The sequence below is a fragment of the Roseateles chitinivorans genome (genome assembly GCF_002761755.1).
In the GTDB taxonomy this organism is placed as follows: Bacteria; Pseudomonadota; Gammaproteobacteria; order Burkholderiales; family Burkholderiaceae_C; genus Roseateles; species Roseateles chitinivorans.
The window spans coordinates 22653-38323 of record NZ_PEOG01000057.1 but is presented as its reverse complement, the minus strand read 5'-3'; the positions used below and the strand labels follow the sequence as shown (position 1 = coordinate 38323).

At 70.2% G+C, this 15671-nt stretch carries 19 protein-coding genes; 6 read left to right on the top strand and 13 right to left on the bottom strand.

The features are described 5' to 3' along the window. From CS062_RS25940 to CS062_RS18890, 5 genes are all read right to left on the bottom strand, one after another. Window positions 1-467 (bottom strand): AMP-binding protein (locus CS062_RS25940; RefSeq protein WP_143742411.1); only part of this gene is annotated, 467 nt, incomplete at its 3' end. A gap of 64 nt (window positions 468-531) precedes the next feature. Then, window positions 532-1281 (bottom strand): thioesterase II family protein, encoded by a 750-nt coding sequence (locus CS062_RS18905; RefSeq protein WP_099863114.1) that lies wholly within the window; start codon window positions 1279-1281, stop codon window positions 532-534. 3 nt (window positions 1282-1284) lie between these two features. Next, on the bottom strand, window positions 1285-1530 hold the full coding sequence (locus CS062_RS18900) for an MbtH family protein (protein ID WP_099863113.1): 246 nt from the start codon (window positions 1528-1530) through the stop codon (window positions 1285-1287). Window positions 1531-1652: 122 nt separating this feature from the next. Continuing rightward, window positions 1653-1901, bottom strand: coding sequence for a DUF4880 domain-containing protein (locus CS062_RS18895; RefSeq protein WP_099863112.1), 249 nt, complete (start codon window positions 1899-1901; stop codon window positions 1653-1655). Window positions 1902-2012: 111 nt separating this feature from the next. Then, window positions 2013-2537 carry a sigma-70 family RNA polymerase sigma factor gene (locus CS062_RS18890; protein WP_091724541.1) on the bottom strand — a complete coding sequence of 175 codons (525 nt, stop codon included), beginning with the start codon at window positions 2535-2537 and terminating at the stop codon, window positions 2013-2015. 115 nt (window positions 2538-2652) lie between these two features. Here CS062_RS18890 and CS062_RS18885 point away from each other — a divergent pair, with 115 nt between their 5' ends. Then, complete coding sequence (locus tag CS062_RS18885; RefSeq protein ID WP_099863111.1) at window positions 2653-3441, top strand: 4'-phosphopantetheinyl transferase family protein; 789 nt, start codon at window positions 2653-2655, stop codon at window positions 3439-3441. Window positions 3442-3495: 54 nt separating this feature from the next. Here CS062_RS18885 and CS062_RS18880 read toward each other — a convergent pair whose 3' ends face one another. From CS062_RS18880 to CS062_RS18865, 4 genes are all read right to left on the bottom strand, one after another. Next, on the bottom strand, window positions 3496-4764 hold the full coding sequence (locus CS062_RS18880; protein WP_099863110.1) for an ABC transporter substrate-binding protein: 1269 nt from the start codon (window positions 4762-4764) through the stop codon (window positions 3496-3498). 50 nt (window positions 4765-4814) lie between these two features. Further along, window positions 4815-5804: a LacI family DNA-binding transcriptional regulator gene (locus CS062_RS18875; protein WP_099863109.1), complete on the bottom strand. Its 990-nt coding sequence runs from the start codon at window positions 5802-5804 to the stop codon at window positions 4815-4817. A gap of 170 nt (window positions 5805-5974) precedes the next feature. Then, window positions 5975-6979, bottom strand: coding sequence for a Bug family tripartite tricarboxylate transporter substrate binding protein (locus CS062_RS18870; protein WP_099863108.1), 1005 nt, complete (start codon window positions 6977-6979; stop codon window positions 5975-5977). 19 nt (window positions 6980-6998) lie between these two features. Beyond that, window positions 6999-8072: a tartrate dehydrogenase gene (locus tag CS062_RS18865; protein ID WP_099863107.1), complete on the bottom strand. Its 1074-nt coding sequence runs from the start codon at window positions 8070-8072 to the stop codon at window positions 6999-7001. A gap of 142 nt (window positions 8073-8214) precedes the next feature. On the opposite strand from CS062_RS18865, the gene CS062_RS18860 reads away from it, so the two are divergent. From CS062_RS18860 to CS062_RS18850, 3 genes are all read left to right on the top strand, one after another. After that, window positions 8215-9180 (top strand): LysR family transcriptional regulator, encoded by a 966-nt coding sequence (locus tag CS062_RS18860; protein WP_099863106.1) that lies wholly within the window; start codon window positions 8215-8217, stop codon window positions 9178-9180. Window positions 9181-9288: 108 nt separating this feature from the next. Continuing rightward, on the top strand, window positions 9289-9495 hold the full coding sequence (locus tag CS062_RS18855) for a hypothetical protein (RefSeq protein WP_099863105.1): 207 nt from the start codon (window positions 9289-9291) through the stop codon (window positions 9493-9495). Window positions 9496-9639: 144 nt separating this feature from the next. Continuing rightward, window positions 9640-10419 carry a tellurite resistance TerB family protein gene (locus tag CS062_RS18850; RefSeq protein WP_099863104.1) on the top strand — a complete coding sequence of 260 codons (780 nt, stop codon included), beginning with the start codon at window positions 9640-9642 and terminating at the stop codon, window positions 10417-10419. A gap of 54 nt (window positions 10420-10473) precedes the next feature. Here the strand turns inward: CS062_RS18850 and CS062_RS18845 are convergent, their stop codons facing one another. The 3 genes from CS062_RS18845 to CS062_RS18835 all read right to left on the bottom strand — a co-directional run bounded on the left by CS062_RS18845 (window position 10474) and on the right by CS062_RS18835 (window position 13755). Beyond that, a complete protein-coding gene (locus CS062_RS18845; RefSeq protein WP_099863103.1) occupies window positions 10474-11583 on the bottom strand; it encodes an S-(hydroxymethyl)glutathione dehydrogenase/class III alcohol dehydrogenase in 1110 nt (369 codons plus the stop codon). A gap of 173 nt (window positions 11584-11756) precedes the next feature. After that, window positions 11757-12539, bottom strand: a complete 783-nt coding sequence (locus CS062_RS18840; protein ID WP_099863102.1) for an SDR family NAD(P)-dependent oxidoreductase — start codon at window positions 12537-12539, stop codon at window positions 11757-11759. Between the two features lie 37 nt (window positions 12540-12576). Then, window positions 12577-13755, bottom strand: a complete 1179-nt coding sequence (locus tag CS062_RS18835; RefSeq protein ID WP_099863101.1) for a zinc-dependent alcohol dehydrogenase — start codon at window positions 13753-13755, stop codon at window positions 12577-12579. Between the two features lie 242 nt (window positions 13756-13997). Between CS062_RS18835 and CS062_RS18830 the strand changes: the two genes are divergently transcribed. After that, entirely contained in the window at window positions 13998-14459 is a 462-nt protein-coding gene (locus CS062_RS18830) for a DUF421 domain-containing protein (RefSeq protein WP_099863100.1), read from the top strand. Between the two features lie 60 nt (window positions 14460-14519). Here CS062_RS18830 and CS062_RS18825 read toward each other — a convergent pair whose 3' ends face one another. Then, the gene (locus CS062_RS18825) at window positions 14520-15041 is read right to left on the bottom strand and encodes a hemerythrin domain-containing protein (protein WP_099863099.1); all 522 of its coding nucleotides are present in this window, start codon (window positions 15039-15041) and stop codon (window positions 14520-14522) included. Window positions 15042-15201: 160 nt separating this feature from the next. Here CS062_RS18825 and CS062_RS18820 point away from each other — a divergent pair, with 160 nt between their 5' ends. Then, window positions 15202-15663, top strand: a complete 462-nt coding sequence (locus tag CS062_RS18820) for a hypothetical protein (protein WP_099863098.1) — start codon at window positions 15202-15204, stop codon at window positions 15661-15663. Window positions 15664-15671 lie beyond the last annotated feature (8 nt).

Below are 15671 nucleotides of genomic sequence, written 5' to 3'. Positions count from 1 at the left end.
GCGTCGCGCGCGATCGCGCCGAAGCGCTCGAGATGGTGGGGGCGGGCCGGCTCGGGCGGGAACACCGGCACCGCGATGACGCCGGCGTACTGGCAGCCGAGGAAGGCCACGAGGTAGTCGTCCGTCCCCTCCAGCGCCAGCAGCACCCGCGCACCGACCGGCAGACCGGCGTCCTGGAGCGCGGCGGCGACCGCCCGCGCGCGACGCGCCAGGTCGGCGTAGCGGACGGGTCGATCCTGGCCGTCGACGCCGCCGTCGTCGAGCATCACGAGCGCGGTGTCGTCGGGCCGCGTGCGCGCGAGCTCGTCGAGGCGGTCGACGATGGTCGCGGGCGCTATGTCGGACGATGCACCGGACGCCACCGAGGCGGACGAGGACAAGGGCGACGCGCCCGGCGAGGCCGTCGCGGCCGCGATCGGCGTGGTGATCGGAGAAGAGGACGAAAGGCTCTGCATCGCGGCAGTCATGTCGCGCTTCTTTCTGTGAGGAGATCGGAACGGCGGCGCCCGGTTCGCCCGGACAGCCGCGCGCTCAAGCGAAGGCGTCGTTTGCGGGAACCGCGCGCGCGCCGGCGGCGCTCAGGTGGCGGGCCAGCGCGGCCAGGACCGCGCCCTCCTGCTGCCGCACGAAGAAATGGCCGCCGTCGAACCAGTCCAGGGTCAGCGGCAGCGTGGACTCGGCCGACCAGGCGGCCAGACGGTCCGGGGCGATCTCGTCCTGGCGGCCGGCAAGCAGGTGGACCGGCACCGGCAGGGGCGCACGGGCCTCGTGCCGGTAGCTCGCGCACACGCGGTAGTCGGCGCCCAGCACATCCAGGGTCAGCCGCAGCAGCTCGGCGTTCGCGAAGACCTCCTCCGGCGTGCCGCCCTGGCGGCGCAGATCGGCGACCAGCGCGGCTTCATCGCCGATCACCCGCTGCAGACGCGCCGTATCGCGCCGCGACGGCGCCGCGCTGCCGGACGCGATCAACGCCACCGGCAGGGGCGTGCCGCGCTCGCGCAAGCGCTGCGCCAGGCCATGCGCCAGCAGCGCGCCCATGCTGTGGCCGAAGAGCGCGAACGGCGCGGCCGGCGCCAGCGTCGGCGCGAGTTCCTCGCATAGCTGGTCGCAGAGCGTGTCGAAGTCCTCGACGAAGCGCTCGCCCAGCCGGCCGCCACGGCCGGGCAGCTCCACCGGCGTGACCTCGATCCATCGCGGCAGCAGGCGCCGCCAACGCAGGTACATCGTGGCGCTGGCGCCCGCGCAGGGCAGGCACAGCAGCTTGACGGCCGTCGCGGACATCGATCACTCCGCGGCGGCGGCGCTGTCCGACTCCTGGCGCGCCATCCACTCGCGCAGCGACTTCGGGCGCATGTCGGTCCAGGTGCGATCCACGAAGGCCAGCACCGTCTTCTTGTCGCCGCGCACCTCCGGCACCACGGACCAGCCGCCGGGGACCGCCTTCCAATGCGGCCAGATGGAGTACTGGTCTTCGTGATTGACGAGAACGATGAAGGTGTCGTCTTCGCGGTCGAAGCAGCTGGTGGACATGGAACGCCTCTTGCAGGATGGGTGATGCCGGCGCCCTCCGGTCGATCCGGAGATGGCGGCTTGTCCTGTGAAGACGTTTCAGCGCGGGAGATGTTCACGCCTCTCGCGCCGACCCTCCCGGGTCAGTCGCAGGGCTCGGGATGCGCGGTCGCGGCGGCGCCGTCGCCGCCACGCGAGGCCCGGGCGGGCACCTGTCCCGCGAGGTCCCAGAGCTGCGCGGCCTGCCGATGGGCGCGGCGATGCGCGGGATCCTCGGCGAGCCAGTGTTCGAGTTCGAGCCGGGCGGCGGCGTCGAAGCGCGTGCGATCGAACTCGCGTTGCACCCACGTCCAGGCGGCTTGCCAGACGGGATCGTCCTGCTCTTGTGTCATGGTGGGTTGGCGGCGGCGTGACCCGGAGTGAAGTTCCACGGGCCGGTCGGCCCTGGCGCGGGAGCTTACTCCAGGGCCGGGCCACGGCGCGCGCAGCGCGCGCGGCGGCCCTCAGTCGTCGGCCAGCAGGTGGCGGCAGCCCGCGATCGCGCGCGCGGCGTCGGCGATCCAGGCGTTCACCAGGCCCAGCGCGCAGCCCATGCGCTTGGCGATCTCGCGCTGCGTCAGGCCCTCGAGCCGGTAGAGCTCGAACGCCTGCCGCGTCTGCGCCGGGACGCCGGCCAGCGCGCGGTCGATCGAGCAGATCACCTGCTTGTCGCGCATCTGCTGCTCGGGCGAAGCGGTATCGGGGATGTCCAACTCGTCGGCCTCCACGTCGAAGCAGCGGTAGTTCGCCTCGACGCTGTGCTTGCGGCAATAGTCGAGCGCCAGGTTGCGCACCACCCGGCTGCAATAGCACAGCGGGCGGTCCGCCTGCCGCGGCGACTCGCCGTGGATCAGCTTCAGGTAGGCGTCCTGCAGCACATCGTCCGCCTGCTCGGGCGTGCGGACGATGCCCTGCGCGATGCGCCGCAGGCGCGGCCGGTTCTCGATGAAGACGTGAGCCAGCGTGGGCTCGACGCAGGGGGTTGTCATGACAGGACGGCTCCCTGTGACTTCGAGGTCACTTAAATGATAATAATTCTCAACAAGGCGGGACTCTACCGCCATCCGAGCCGATCTTTTCCTTTCCCGCCGACAAATCAGGGGCATGACACAAGCGCTTCATCCCGCAACCGATCGCATCGAACCGTTTCCAGTACCGCCACCGAGCTGCTGGGAGCGGCTCGCGCGGCTGGCGCCGCATCGTCTGGGGGCGGTCGAGGCCATCCTGGCGCCGGCGCCGCATGCGCTGCCACCGGGCATGGTTGGGCTGGGCATCGATCTCCAGCGGCTGCACGCGCTCGCACACGACCTGGTGCCGGCGCTGGTGCCGCAGGCGCTGCAACGGGCGAGCGCTTCGCGGCAGCTCGGGCACCTGGGCGGCCGGCTATGCGCGGAGGCGGCGATGGCCGCCGTGAATGGGCGTCGCATCGGCATCGCCATCGGCGAGGCGGGTGCGCCGCGCTGGCCGGCTGATCTGGTGGGGTCGATCTCCCACACGCGCGGCGGCGCATGGGCGTGCGCCGGCCCGCGGTCGACCTGGTCGATGGTGGGCATCGACAGCGAGCGGATCGCCGATGCCGACGGCACGCGCAGCATCGTCGAGCTGTGCTGCACGATCGAGGAGCGCCGGCGCTGGTTCCCTCAGGCGCCGGATCCGTTGCTGGCCACCCTGCTCTTCTCCGCCAAGGAGAGCGTCTACAAGGCCATCCATCCGACGGTGCGGCGCTTCGTCGAGTTCGACGAGGTCGAGCTGGTGGCGCTCGACTTCGGCCGCGGCGCGCTGCGGCTGCAGCCGGTCGCCGGCGGTCCGCTGGCGACGCGCTTCGACAGCTTCGCGCTCACTGCCGTGGTCGCTGGCGACCAGGTCCACACGGCGCTGGTCGTCGCGGCCTGACGCCGCCGTCGAGTCGCCGGCCCAAGCCGGCGCCGCAGTGGCGCCAGGCGAAGCTCACTGCGCCTTGGCCGCCGCCACCAGCCGGTCCATCGCCTGGGCCGGGGTGATGGCATCGCTGTTCCAGAACTGGCTGACCACGTCCTTGAGCGCGCCTTCGGCAGCGGCGCGGACCGCCATGCCATGCGCGATCGACGGCAGCAGCGTGCCGGCCTTGCCCGCCTCGGCGAAATCGGCGGCCGAGGCCTTGGCGCAGTCGTCGTAGCGGGCCAGGCTGACGCCCTGGCGCACTGGAATCGAGCCCTTCTCCAGGTTGAAGGACTCCTGCACCGCCGGCGACAGGATGGCCGAGGCCATGTCGCGCTGCGCCTGCTGGTTGGCCTCGCCCTTGACCTTGAACATCGCGAAGGAGTCGACATTGAAGGTGTAGGACTTCGCGGTGCCGGGCGCGGGCACGCACAGGAAGTCCTTGCCCGCGGTCTTGCCGGCGGCCAGGAATTCGCCCTTGGCCCAGTCGCCCATGATCTGCATCGCGGCCTCGCCCTTCATGACCATCGCCGTGGCCAGGTTCCAGTCGCGGCCCGGCGCATTGCGGTCGGTGTAGGCCTTCAAGCGGCGGAAGGTGGCGAGCGACTTCTCCATCGTCGGGCTCTTCAGGCTGGCCGGGTCGAGCTGGATCAGCGCCTTGCGATAGAAGGCCGGACCGCCGGTGCCCAGCACCACCGTCTCGAAGGTGGTGAAGTCCTGCCAGGACTGGCCGCCGTGGGCGAGCGGGATCACGCCGGCCTTCTTCAGCGCGTCGGCCGCGGCGAAGAATTCGTCCCAGGTGGTCGGCGGCTTGACGCCGGCCTTCTTCATCGCTTCGGGATTGATCCAGAGCCAGTTCACGCGGTGCACGTTGACCGGCACCGCGATGTAGTGGCCCTTGTACTTCACGATGTCGCTGATCACCGGCAGCAGCAGCTCGTCCCAGCGCTCGGCCTGGGCGACCGTGTCGATGTTGGCAAGCATGCCCTCGGCGGCCCAGTCCTGCAGCAGCGGGCCCTTGATCTGGGCCGCGGTCGGCGCGTTGCCGGAAATGGCGCGCGACTTCAGCACCGTCATCGCCGCGTCGCCGGCGCCGCCGGCCACCGCGAAGTCCTTCCAGCGGTGGCCCTTGGCCTGCAGCGAGTCCTTCAGGCCGGAGATGGCCTTGGCCTCGCCGCCGCTGGTCCACCAGTGCAGCACCTCCAGGTCGCCGGCTCGGGCCGGGCCGGCCAGCGCGGCCAGGGTCGCGATCGCCGCGGCGGCGAGCACGGCACGTCGGATCAGGGTCGTCGTCTTCATCGCTTGTCTCCTCTTGTGGTGGGTTGGATCTGAAGGAAGGACCGACGCCCTCAGTCGATGCAGCTGGTGCTGTCGCGCACCACCAGTTCGACCGGCAGGGTCACGGTCAGCGCCTCGGGGGTCGGCAGCTCGAGCAGCAGTTCGACGCCCTTGACGCCGAGCGCCGTCTTGTCCACGCGGACGGTGCTCAGCGGCGGATGGCTGACGGCGGCGCCGCCGATGTCGTCGAAGCCGATGACGGCGATGTCCTCGGGGATGCGCAGGCCGTCGTTCAGGCACTGCCGCAGGACCAGCAGCGCGGCGCTGTCGTTGAAGCACACGACCGCGTCGGGCCGGCGACGGCGGTCGAGCAGGCTGCGTATCGCCGCGGTGACGCCGGCCTCGCCATCGCCCAGCTGCGGCGCAATGATCTCCAGGTCCGGGTCGGCCTGGACCCCGGCCTCGAACAGGGCCCGCCGGTAGCCGCGGGCGCGCTGCTCCAGGCTGTAGTGCGCCGGCGAGCCGGAGATCAGCGCGATGGTCCGACGCCCGCTGCGCAGCAGGTGGCTGGTGGCCAGGAAGCTGCCGTGCTGGTGGTCCGGGTTGACCGAGGTCATGCCGCGGCGATGCATGTCCACCAGCACCATCGGCTTGCCACTGCGCTTGAGCGCATCCAGCACCTCGGGCTCGAAGTAGCCGACGCACAGGTAGGCGTCGAGCTGGTGGACCCGGACCTGGTCGATCACCGGCTGGTCCGGCCCGGCCACGATGAAGGACAGCGACAGGCCCTCTCTCTTGCAGGCCTGCTCGGCGCCATGGAGCACCGCGGAGAAGAAGGGACTGGACGCCAGCGTGTTGTGCTGGCTGTGCAGCAGGAAGCCGATCCGGCGGATCTTCTTCTTGCGCAGGTGGTTGACGTCGTAGCCGAGACGCATGGCGGTCTCGCGCACGATCTGGCGCGTCTGTTCGGACAGGCCGGACTGGTTGCGCAGGCCGCGCGAGACGGTGCCGATGGACAGGCCAGCGGCCTTGGCGATATCGCGGATGGTGATGCTGCTCATGGGTTGGGGGCGATTCTTGGAAAGCCCGTTTCAGGGGTCAACGAAGTCGCACGAGTTTCCCAACTGTTTAGGGCGGTTCGCTAAACACCTCCATCTCGGCGACGATCGCTTCAGTTATTGACGCGATCGCGCATTCGGGCACCGCCGGAGCTCAACCCAACCCCAGCCGCTCACTCGATCTGCACGTTCGCCTCCTTCACCAGCTTCGCGAACTTGCCGGTCTCGCTGCGGATCTGGGCAGCCAGCTGCTCGCTGCTGCCGCCTGTCGGCTCGGCGCCGATCTCGTCCATGCGCTTGCGGAAGTCCGGTGCCTGGATCACCTTCACCATCTCCGCGTTCAAGCGGGCGACGATGTCCCTGGGCGTCGCCGCCGGCGCGAGCACGCCGAACCAGGTGCCGATGTCGAAGCCCTTGAGGCCCGCCTCCTCCAGCGTCGGCACGTCGGGCAACGCGCTGGAGCGCCGGGCCGTCGTCACCGCCAGCGCGCGCAGCTTGCCGGCCTTGATGTGGGGCAGCACCGGGGTGATGGTGTCGAAGGACATCTGGATCTGCGCGCCCAGCAGGTCGGTGGCGAGCGGGCCGCTGCCCTTGTAGGGCACATGCAGCAGCGTGGTGCCGGTGGCGTTCTGGAACTGGGTGCCGATCAGGTGCTGCGCGGTGCCGTTGCCGTTGGAGCCGTAGCTCCACTGCCCCGGATGCGCCTTCAGCGCCGCGACCAGTTCGGCCACCGACTTCGCCGGCGTCGCGCCCGCGTTGACGACCAGCACATTGGGCACGAGCGCGAGGCCGGTGATCGGGACGAAATCCTTCTGGAAGTCGTAGGGCAGCTTCTTGTAGACGCTGCTCGCGATCGTGTGATGGACCGCGCCGATCAGCAGCGTGTAGCCGTCCGGCCTGGCCTTGGCGACGTAGTCGGCGCCAAGCGTCGCACCGGCGCCGGGGCGGCTCTCGACGATCACCGGCTGGCCCAGGCTCTGCTGGAGCTTCTCCGCCAGCGCGCGGGCCAGCACGTCGGTGGTGCCGCCGGCGGGGAACGGCACGACCAGGGTGACCGGCTTGGCCGGCCAGGGTTGGGCGAAGGCCGGCGCCGCGACCAGCGCGGGGATGGTGGCCGCCAGGCCGGCGGCGGTGGCGATCAGCGCGCGCCGGGCGCGCTGGAAGGATGAGGTGCTCATGGGGGTCTCCTGGTCGTGGCTACGCGGCGTGGCGCAGCGCGGCGATCACCGCGGCGGTGACCTCGTTCGTCTTCGCCTGGCCGCCAAGGTCGCCGGTGTGCAGCGCCCGATCGGCGGTCACCGATTCGATGGCGCGCATCAGGCGCCGGGCGGCTTCGTCCTCGCCCAGGTGTTCCAGCAGCATCACCGCGGACCAGAAGGTGCCGATCGGATTCGCCAGGCCGCGACCCATGATGTCGAAGGCCGAGCCGTGGATCGGCTCGAACATCGATGGATAGCGACGTTCCGGGTCGATGTTGCCGGTCGGCGCGATGCCCAGGCTGCCGGCAAGCGCGGCGGCCAGGTCGCTGAGGATGTCCGCATGCAGGTTGGTCGCGACGATGGTGTCCAGCGTCGCCGGCTTGTTGACCATGCGCGCGGTCGCGGCGTCGACCAGCTCCTTGCCCCAGGTGACCTCGGGGAACTCACCGGCGACCTGCGCGGCGATCTCATCCCACATGACCATCGCATGGCGCTGCGCGTTGCTCTTGGTGATCACCGTCAGCAGCTTGCGCGGGCGGGACTGCGCCAGCTTGAAGGCGAAGCGCATGATCCGCTCGACGCCGGCGCGCGTCATGACGGACACATCCGTGGCGGCCTCGATCGGATGGCCCTGGTGGACGCGCCCGCCGACGCCGGCGTACTCCCCCTCCGAGTTCTCACGCACGATCACCCAATCCAGGTCGCGCGGGCCGCAGCGCTTGAGCGGCGCGTCGATGCCGGGCAGCATGCGGGTCGGCCGCACGTTGGCGTACTGGTCGAAGCCCTGGCAGATCTTCAGCCGCAAGCCCCACAGCGTGATGTGGTCCGGGATGTCCGGGTCGCCGGCCGAGCCGAACAGGATCGCGTCCTTGTCGCGCAGCGCCTCCAGGCCGTCGGCCGGCATCATCTCGCCGTGCGCGCGATACCAGTCGCCGCCCCAGCCGAAGTGCTCGAAGTCGAAGCGGAAGCGGTCGGTCGTGGCGGCAAGCGCCTCCAGCACCTCGCGGCCGGCGGGAATGACTTCCTTGCCGATGCCGTCGCCGGGGATCGTGGCGATGCGATAGGTCTTCATGGGAATGGGTCTCCAGTCGAGTGTCGCGGGCGGCCTCTCGGGAGGCCCAGGGGGACCGACTCTAGGGAGCGGCGAGCGCCTCGGATCGCGGCTACATTCAAGCCGTCCTTAACCTGGATTCAACAATCGGTGGGAGATCGGCATGGCGTCAAAGACCCGGTCGCGCGGGGCATCCGTCGCGACAGCCGCAGCGGCGATCGCGCCGGCGGACCTGAGCTTCTTCTCGACGCTGTGCAGTGCCGGCAGCCTCAGCGCGGCCGCGCGCGAGCTCGGCATCTCCACCGCCGCGGTCAGCAAGCACCTGACCCAGATGGAGGGCCGGATCGGCACCGCGCTGCTGAGCCGCACGACGCGGCGCATGAGCCTGACCCCGGAGGGTGAGCTCTACCTGGACCATGCGCGGCGCATCCTGGCCGCGATCGACGACCTGCAGGAGCTGCTCAGCGCCAGCGGCGGGACCGCGAGCGGCCTGCTGCGGGTGAACGCGACGCTGGGCTTCGGCCGCACGCACATCGCGCCGCTGATCTCGGGTTTCGTGCGCCAGCATCCGAAGCTGCAGGTGCAGCTGCAGCTGTCGGTCAATCCGCCGCCGCTGCACGAGGACGCCTTCGATGTCTGCATCCGTTTCGGCCCGCCGCCCGATGCGCGGGTCATCGCAAGGCGGATCGCGTCCAACCGCCGGCTGCTGTGCGCCTCGCCGGCCTATCTGGCCCGGCATGGGGCGCCGAAGACGCCGGCCGAACTGGTGCGTCACGACTGCATCGGCATCCGCCAGGGCGAGGAGGCCTACGGGCTGTGGCGGCTGAGCGCGCGACGCGGCCGCAAGACGGTGACCGAGGCGGTGAAGACGCGCGGCGCGCTGACCACCAACGACGGCGAGATCGCGGTGAACTGGGCGCTCGACGGCCACGGCATCCTGATGCGCGCGGAATGGGACATCGCCCGCTTCCTCGCCAGCGGGCGGCTGGTGCAGGTGCTGCCCGACTGGGAGACGCCGGATGCCGACATCTATGCCGTCTATCCGCAGCGTGTCCAGGGAACCGCACGGGTGCGGCAGTTCGTTGCGCACCTGGCGCAGGCTTTCGCGGCGCGCTCCGGCAGTCCATGAGCCCGATGTGCCCGTCTGTCGCGCGACGGGCACGTCGATCGGCCGCCGGCGCTATGGTGCCGCCCTGCCGCGTCGACCGGACGCGGCGTCCCGATCAAGGAGTGCGTCATGGGTTTCTTCGGTTTGCTGCTCTGGCTGGTCCTGTTCGTGCTGTGCTGGCCGCTGGCCTTGCTGGCACTGGTGATGTGGCCGCTCGTGTGGCTGCTGACGCTGCCGTTCCGGCTGATCGGCCTCAGCGTCGAGGCGGTCTTCGCCTTGCTCAAGGCCATCCTGTTCCTGCCGGCCCGGGTGCTGGGCTGGCGCGAGACCCGTTGAAGGGACGACGGCATGGCCTAGCATCGACGGCCGCGAGGATCAAGACCGCCGGCCCGTCGTCGCCCTCAGCCCCATGGGGTCTTGGGGATGCCGGGAACCGGCCTCAACTGGCACGCTTTCGCTTCACATGACAAGGGGCAGACGATGAGCGCACATGGACTTCTGGACCAACTGCTGAGATCCGGCCGGGATCTGCTCGAAGGCCGCGGCGGCGGCATGGGCCGTGGGGCTTCGGGCGGTCTGGGCAGCCTGGGCGACCTGGCCAACCTCGGCGGGCTGGGCAGGCTCGGCGCCGGTGCCGGCGCGGCCGGCGTGCTGGGCGCGCTGCTGGGCAGCAAGCGCGGCCGCAGCTATGGCGGCAAGGCCTTGAAGTACGGCAGCATCGCGGCGCTCGGGCTGATGGCCTACAAGGCCTACACCAGCTGGCAGGCGCAGCAGCAGGCCCAGGGGGCCAGTGCGTCGGGCGGCATGGCCGGAACCGCACGAACCGGCGGGACGACCGGCTCGGCGACGTGGACGCCGGGCGCCGTGGCCAGCGAGCCGCGCACCTTGGACCGGGTGCCGCCGGCCGAGGCGGAGCAGCACAGTCGTGCCGTGCTGCTGGCGATGGTTGCCGCGGCCAAGGCCGACGGTCATCTCGACGAGCGCGAGCGCGAGTTGATCGAGAACGAACTGGCCAGCCTGGACGGCGATCCCGAGGTGCGCCGCTGGCACGAGGAGGCGCTGCGCCAGCCGCTCGATCCGGCCACCGTGGCACAGGCGGCCACGACGCCGGAGATCGCGTCCGAGATGTACCTGGCGAGCCTGCTGATGGTCGACGAGACCAGCTTCATGGAACGCGCCTACCTGGACGAACTGGCCCGGCAGCTGAAGCTGCCCGACGGCCTGAAGGCGCAGCTCGAGGCGCAGGCGCTGCAGTCGTAGCCGTCGTGCCGCGCCGACCGCCGGCCGCGGCGCGGGCCGGCGGGTCGCCCCCGATCAGTAGTGCACGACCGAGCGAATCGATTTGCCCTCGTGCATCAGGTCGAAAGCCTCGTTGATGCCGGTCAGCGGCATCGTGTGGGTGACGAAGGGCGCGAGCTGGATGTCGCCGCGCATCGCCTCCTCCACCATGCCGGGCAGCTGCGAGCGGCCCTTGACGCCGCCGAAGGCCGTGCCCTTCCAGGTCCGGCCGGTCACCAGCTGGAAGGGGCGTGTCGAGATCTCCTGCCCCGCGCCCGCGACGCCGATGACGATGGACTGGCCCCAGCCGCGATGCGCGCACTCCAGCGCCGCGCGCATCACGTTGACGTTGCCGATGCATTCGAAGGAATGATCGACGCCCCATCCGGTCATCTCGACGATGACCTGCTGGATCGGCTTGTCGTGGTCCTTCGGATTCACGCAGTCGGTCGCGCCGAAGACCCGGGCCAGCTCGAACTTGGACGGATTGGTGTCGATCGCGATGATGCGGCCGGCCTGCGCCAGCTTCGCGCCCTGGATCACCGCCAGCCCGATGCCGCCCAGCCCGAACACCGCCACCGAATCGCCCGGCTGCACCTTGGCGGTGTTCTTCACCGCACCCAGGCCCGTCGTCACGCCGCAGCCAAGCAGGCACACCTGCTCCGGATTCGCGTCCGGATGGACCTTGGCCAGCGACACCTCGGCCACCACCGTGTACTCGCTGAAGGTCGAGCAGCCCATGTAGTGATAGACCGGTTGCCCCTGGTAGGAGAACCGCGTCGTGCCGTCGGGCATCACGCCCTTGCCCTGGGTCGCGCGCACGGCGACGCACAGGTTGGTCTTGCCGGACTTGCAGAACAGGCACTCGCCGCATTCGGCGGTGTAGAGCGGGATGACGTGGTCGCCGGGCTTGACGCTGGTGACGCCCTCGCCCACCTCGACGACGATGCCTGCGCCCTCATGGCCCAGCACCGCAGGGAACAGTCCTTCCGGATCGTCGCCGCTGAGGGTGAACGCGTCGGTGTGGCAGACGCCGGTGTGGGTGATTTTCACCAGCACCTCGCCCTTGCGGGGCGGCTCGACGTCGATCTCGACGATCTGCAGCGGCTGGCCGGCTGCGAAGGCGACGGCGGCACGGGATTTCATTGGGGGCCTTTCGGAGGGACGGAATGAGGACGCGCCCCGGAGGGCGCGACGATGCGGGGCAGTCTATACCCCGCGCCCTCCGGCTCGCGCGCCTGCCACGGCCTCGACCGCATGCGGCATGCGCTTCGCGCACGGCAATCGACGCCCCGCGTCAGCCCCCGCCAGACCAGCCCTCACGCCTTCCCCGGCTCCGCCATCCGCCGGTGCTGCTCGGCCAGCACCTCCGCCGGGGTCACGTTGGCCAGCACCGCCTGCAGCTTGTTCTTCCAGCCGGCCACCACCGCGCTCTCGCCGTCCTCCATGGCCTCGTAGCCGGTCTTCGCGACCTCCTCCGGCGGCTGCTTGCGCTGCGTCCCGACCTTGGTGTCCGTCAGCTCGGCGCGCTCGAAGAACTCGGTGTCCGTGGGCCCCGGCATCAGCACCGTGACCGACACGTTGGTGTCCTTCAGCTCGTTGCGCAGCGCATAGGCGAAGGAATCGATGAAGGCCTTGGTGCCGTTGTAGACCGCCTGGAAGGTCCCCGGCATCAGGCCGGCGATCGAGCCGGTGATCAGGATCTTGCCGGCATTGCGGTCCCGCATCGCCCGTCCCACGCGCTGGATCAGGTCGAGGGTGCCGGTGATGTTGGTGTCGATGACATGCCGCACCGCGTTGAAGTCCTGGTCCAGGAAGGCGTGCCCCAGGCCATGGCCGGCATTGGCCAGCAGCGCGTCGACCGGTCGCGCGGCCAGCGCCGCGTGAAGCGCGTCCACGCCGCCGGGCGTCGCCAGGTCGGCCTCGATCGCCTGCACCTGGGCCCCTTCCGCCTGGCAGGCGGCGACGGTCTCGGCCAGCGGCCGATCCGCAGCGATCAGCAGGTCATAGCCATGGCGGGCGCATTCCAGCGCGAGCTCGCGGCCGATGCCGCTGGACGCGCCGGTCACGACGGCCAGCGGCCGTCCGGAGGTGTCGTTCATCAGGAACTCCTTGGGAGGGTGGGGAGAGGAAGACAGCTCAGCTGAGCCCGAACGGCGTCAGCACCACCTTGCGGCAGTCCTCTTCCTTCTTGTTGAAGATCTCGTAGCCGCGCGCGGCCTCCACCAGCGGCAGCCGGTGGCTGACGATCAGGTCCGGCTTGAGCTCGCCGCGCTCGATGTGGCGCAGCAGCTCGGGCATGAAGCGCTGGGCATGCGTCTGGCCGCTGGTGAAGCTCAGCCCCTTCTCGAAGGCGTCGCCGAACAGGAAGCCGTGGATGAAGCCCGCATAGACGCCGGGCACGCTGACGATGCCGCCGCGGCGGGTGGCCGCGATCGCCCAGCGCAGCGAGGTGCCGCTGGAGCCCTCGAGCTTGAGCGTGGACAGCACCGTCTCCACCGTGCTGCCCTTGGCCTCGAAGCCGACCGCGTCGATCGACGCGTCGACGCCGCGGTGGTCGGTCTGCTCGATGATGAAGGCCGCCGGATCGTCGATCTGGTCGAAGTCGATCGGCAGCACGCCGTAGGTCTCCTTGGCGAAGGCCAGCCGGTACGGATGGTGGTCCACCATGAAGATGCGCTCGGCGCCGAGCAGCCGGGCGCTGGCCGCCGCCATCATGCCGACCGGCCCGGCGCCGAAGATCGCGATCGTCGAGCCCGCCGTCACCTGCGCGTTCAGCGCCGCCTGGTAGCCGGTGGGCAGGATGTCGGAGAGGAAGAGCACCTGCTCGTCGCTCAACTGCGTGTCGGGGATCACCAGCGGGCCGACGTTGGCCTTGGGCACCCGGACGTACTGCGCCTGGCCGCCGGGGTAACCGCCGTACAGATGGCTGTAGCCGAACAGGCCCGCTCCGGCCCGGATGTCCTTCTTGTTCAGGATCGCGCCGCGGCCGGGGTTGGTGTTCTCGCAGGCGGCGAACAGCTTGCGGCCGCAGAAGAAGCAGTCGCCGCAGGAGATGGTGAAGGGCACGACCACCCGGTCGCCGCGCCGCAACCGGGTCACCCCGCGGCCGACCTCCTCCACCACGCCCATGAACTCATGGCCGAGGATGTCGCCGTCCTTCATGTCGGGGATCTTGCCCCGGTAGATGTGCAGGTCGGAACCGCAGATCGCGGTGGCGGTGACGCGCAGCAGGATGTCGTCGTCGGCGGCGAGCACCGGATCGGGCACCGTCTCGACACGCACGTCGTGAGCGCCGTGGTAGGTCAGAGCGAGCATGGAAAGCCTTTCTTCATCGATGACAGCGGGGTTCTCGCCGATTCCGGCAACCGCAGGGCCCGCCGCGCGCGCAACCCTCCAAGGGGACCGGCACGCCCGATCCGAGCGCGGCGACGCGGGTCGGCATTCGCTGCCGACGTGTTGACGGCAAGGAAGCATGTCGATGCCGCCGAAGGCCATCTCGGGCACCCGCCTTGCCTCGGCGAGGTGTCGCCGAAAGGCGCTTCCGGAGCGATGGATTCATGTTCGATCTGCAAGTCAGCCCCTGGGAACTGCTGGCGCGGGCGGCGCTGATCTACTTCGCGCTGCTGGTGATGGTGCGGCTGTCGGGCAAGCGCACGGTGGGCCAGTTCACACCCTTCGACCTGCTGGTGGTCATGCTGCTGAGCGAGGCCGTCAGCAATGGCCTGAGCGGCGGCGAGGAATCGGTGACCGGCGCCTGGATCGTGGCGGCTGCGCTGATCGTGATGAACGGCCTGATGGGGTTCTTCGGCTCGCGGAGCCGGCGCATCGAGCGGCTGCTGGAGGGATCGCCGGTGCTGATCGGCCGCGATGGCCAGTGGTTCCACGACGTGATCCGCCGGCATCGGCTCGGCGAACTGGATGTCGAGAAGGCGCTGCGCGAGGCGGATTGCTCGCTGTCCGACGTCAAGATCGCCATCCTCGAGAGCGACGGCAGCATCAGCATCGTCCAGAAGAAGTGACCCGGCCGGGAGGCCGCCTCCCGGCGGGAGGCGGGCCCGCGACGGGCCCGCCGCGGACGCTCAGTGCGTCTGCTGCTGCTCGGCCATCAGCTCGTCCTTGCGCTGCTGCAGCCGCTCGCCGAGTTCCGCCAGGTCCAGCCCGGCCTTCTTCGCCTTGGGGAACATCTCGTTCTGTTCCTCCTTGACGTGGTGCTTGACCCACTCGCTCATGACCTTGACCTTGGCGTCGTAGTCCTCGCCGTCGGGCTCCACGCCCTGCACCGCCGCGATCAGGTCCTTGATGCTCTGGTGCTCGACGCGGGCCTCGGGGACCAGTTCCTTGTCCTTCAGCGCGGCCTGCACCTCGGGATAGAAGATCTCCTCCTCGATCTGCGCGTGCACGGTGAGCGCCGTGCAGATCTGGGCGACGAGCTGCTGCTTCTTGGCGCTCGAGCGCGACTTCTCGAACTGCTCGAAAAGCTCGCTGACTTCCTTGTGGTCGGCGCGCAGCAGGGCGACGGCATCGGGCGTCTTCGTCCGGGCCGTGGTGGTGCGCCGCGCGGTGGTTTTCCGGCTCGAGGCCGCGGTCGTGGATGAAGGCATGGGGGTTCTCCTGGCTGTGAATGTGCTGGGATGACGCGCCGCACGGCACGTCGGATTCTTTCGATGGCAAGCCTGATGCCCAGCTCCGGACCGGCTGGCGACACGGGTATGCGCCTTGCTGATCGAAGGTCCGACTCTTCCTTCCGACCCGGACCTACCGATGAGCAGCCGCTTCCTGACCCCCGACCTCGCCCAGGCCGCGCTCGACGCGATCACCCCGGCGATCGCCGCGCAACTGGCCTCGCCCGAGGTCAGCGGCCTCGGCGTCCTGCACCTGGTCGTGCTCGATCCCTCGGTGCCCTGCGGCGACGGCGCGCCCGAGCCCCGCGTGCTGCTGGAGCACTCGATCGGCAACCGCGCGCGCTGGGATGTCGACTACGCCGACTACGCCCGCCGCAAGGCCCTGCTGTCCTGGCGCCACCGGATGGACAGCCGCCGGCTGCAATTGCTGGAGCCGCACCGGCTGAGCACCGACGACGCGGTGCTGTGGGGCGGCGTCTGGCTGGACGGCCTCGTCGTCGCCGCCAGCGGCGCCTTCCCGATCTGGGACGAGTGCTTCTCGATGATGGCCGCGGTCCAGTTGCGCGCCCGCGCCTGGATCGCCGCCGAGGCGGCGCGCTGACACGACGC

Bases quoted from the DNA above. Each gene is read 5' to 3' on its own strand.
- CS062_RS18855 (WP_099863105.1), top strand. From the start codon at position 9,289: ATGGGTTTCTTCGGTTTGCTGCTCTGGCTGGTCCTGTTCGTGCTGTGC.
- CS062_RS18845 (WP_099863103.1), bottom strand. From the start codon at position 11,583: ATGAAATCCCGTGCCGCCGTCGCCTTCGCAGCCGGCCAGCCGCTGCAG.
- CS062_RS18825 (WP_099863099.1), bottom strand. From the start codon at position 15,041: ATGCCTTCATCCACGACCGCGGCCTCGAGCCGGAAAACCACCGCGCGG.
- CS062_RS18860 (WP_099863106.1), top strand. From the start codon at position 8,215: ATGGCGTCAAAGACCCGGTCGCGCGGGGCATCCGTCGCGACAGCCGCA.
- CS062_RS18900 (WP_099863113.1), bottom strand. From the start codon at position 1,530: ATGTCCACCAGCTGCTTCGACCGCGAAGACGACACCTTCATCGTTCTC.
- CS062_RS18850 (WP_099863104.1), top strand. From the start codon at position 9,640: ATGAGCGCACATGGACTTCTGGACCAACTGCTGAGATCCGGCCGGGAT.
- CS062_RS18840 (WP_099863102.1), bottom strand. From the start codon at position 12,539: ATGAACGACACCTCCGGACGGCCGCTGGCCGTCGTGACCGGCGCGTCC.
- CS062_RS18865 (WP_099863107.1), bottom strand. From the start codon at position 8,072: ATGAAGACCTATCGCATCGCCACGATCCCCGGCGACGGCATCGGCAAG.
- CS062_RS18835 (WP_099863101.1), bottom strand. From the start codon at position 13,755: ATGCTCGCTCTGACCTACCACGGCGCTCACGACGTGCGTGTCGAGACG.
- CS062_RS18875 (WP_099863109.1), bottom strand. From the start codon at position 5,804: ATGAGCAGCATCACCATCCGCGATATCGCCAAGGCCGCTGGCCTGTCC.
- CS062_RS18830 (WP_099863100.1), top strand. From the start codon at position 13,998: ATGTTCGATCTGCAAGTCAGCCCCTGGGAACTGCTGGCGCGGGCGGCG.
- CS062_RS18895 (WP_099863112.1), bottom strand. From the start codon at position 1,901: ATGACACAAGAGCAGGACGATCCCGTCTGGCAAGCCGCCTGGACGTGG.
- CS062_RS18870 (WP_099863108.1), bottom strand. From the start codon at position 6,979: ATGAGCACCTCATCCTTCCAGCGCGCCCGGCGCGCGCTGATCGCCACC.
- CS062_RS18820 (WP_099863098.1), top strand. From the start codon at position 15,202: ATGAGCAGCCGCTTCCTGACCCCCGACCTCGCCCAGGCCGCGCTCGAC.
- CS062_RS18905 (WP_099863114.1), bottom strand. From the start codon at position 1,281: ATGTCCGCGACGGCCGTCAAGCTGCTGTGCCTGCCCTGCGCGGGCGCC.
- CS062_RS18890 (WP_091724541.1), bottom strand. From the start codon at position 2,537: ATGACAACCCCCTGCGTCGAGCCCACGCTGGCTCACGTCTTCATCGAG.
- CS062_RS18885 (WP_099863111.1), top strand. From the start codon at position 2,653: ATGACACAAGCGCTTCATCCCGCAACCGATCGCATCGAACCGTTTCCA.
- CS062_RS18880 (WP_099863110.1), bottom strand. From the start codon at position 4,764: ATGAAGACGACGACCCTGATCCGACGTGCCGTGCTCGCCGCCGCGGCG.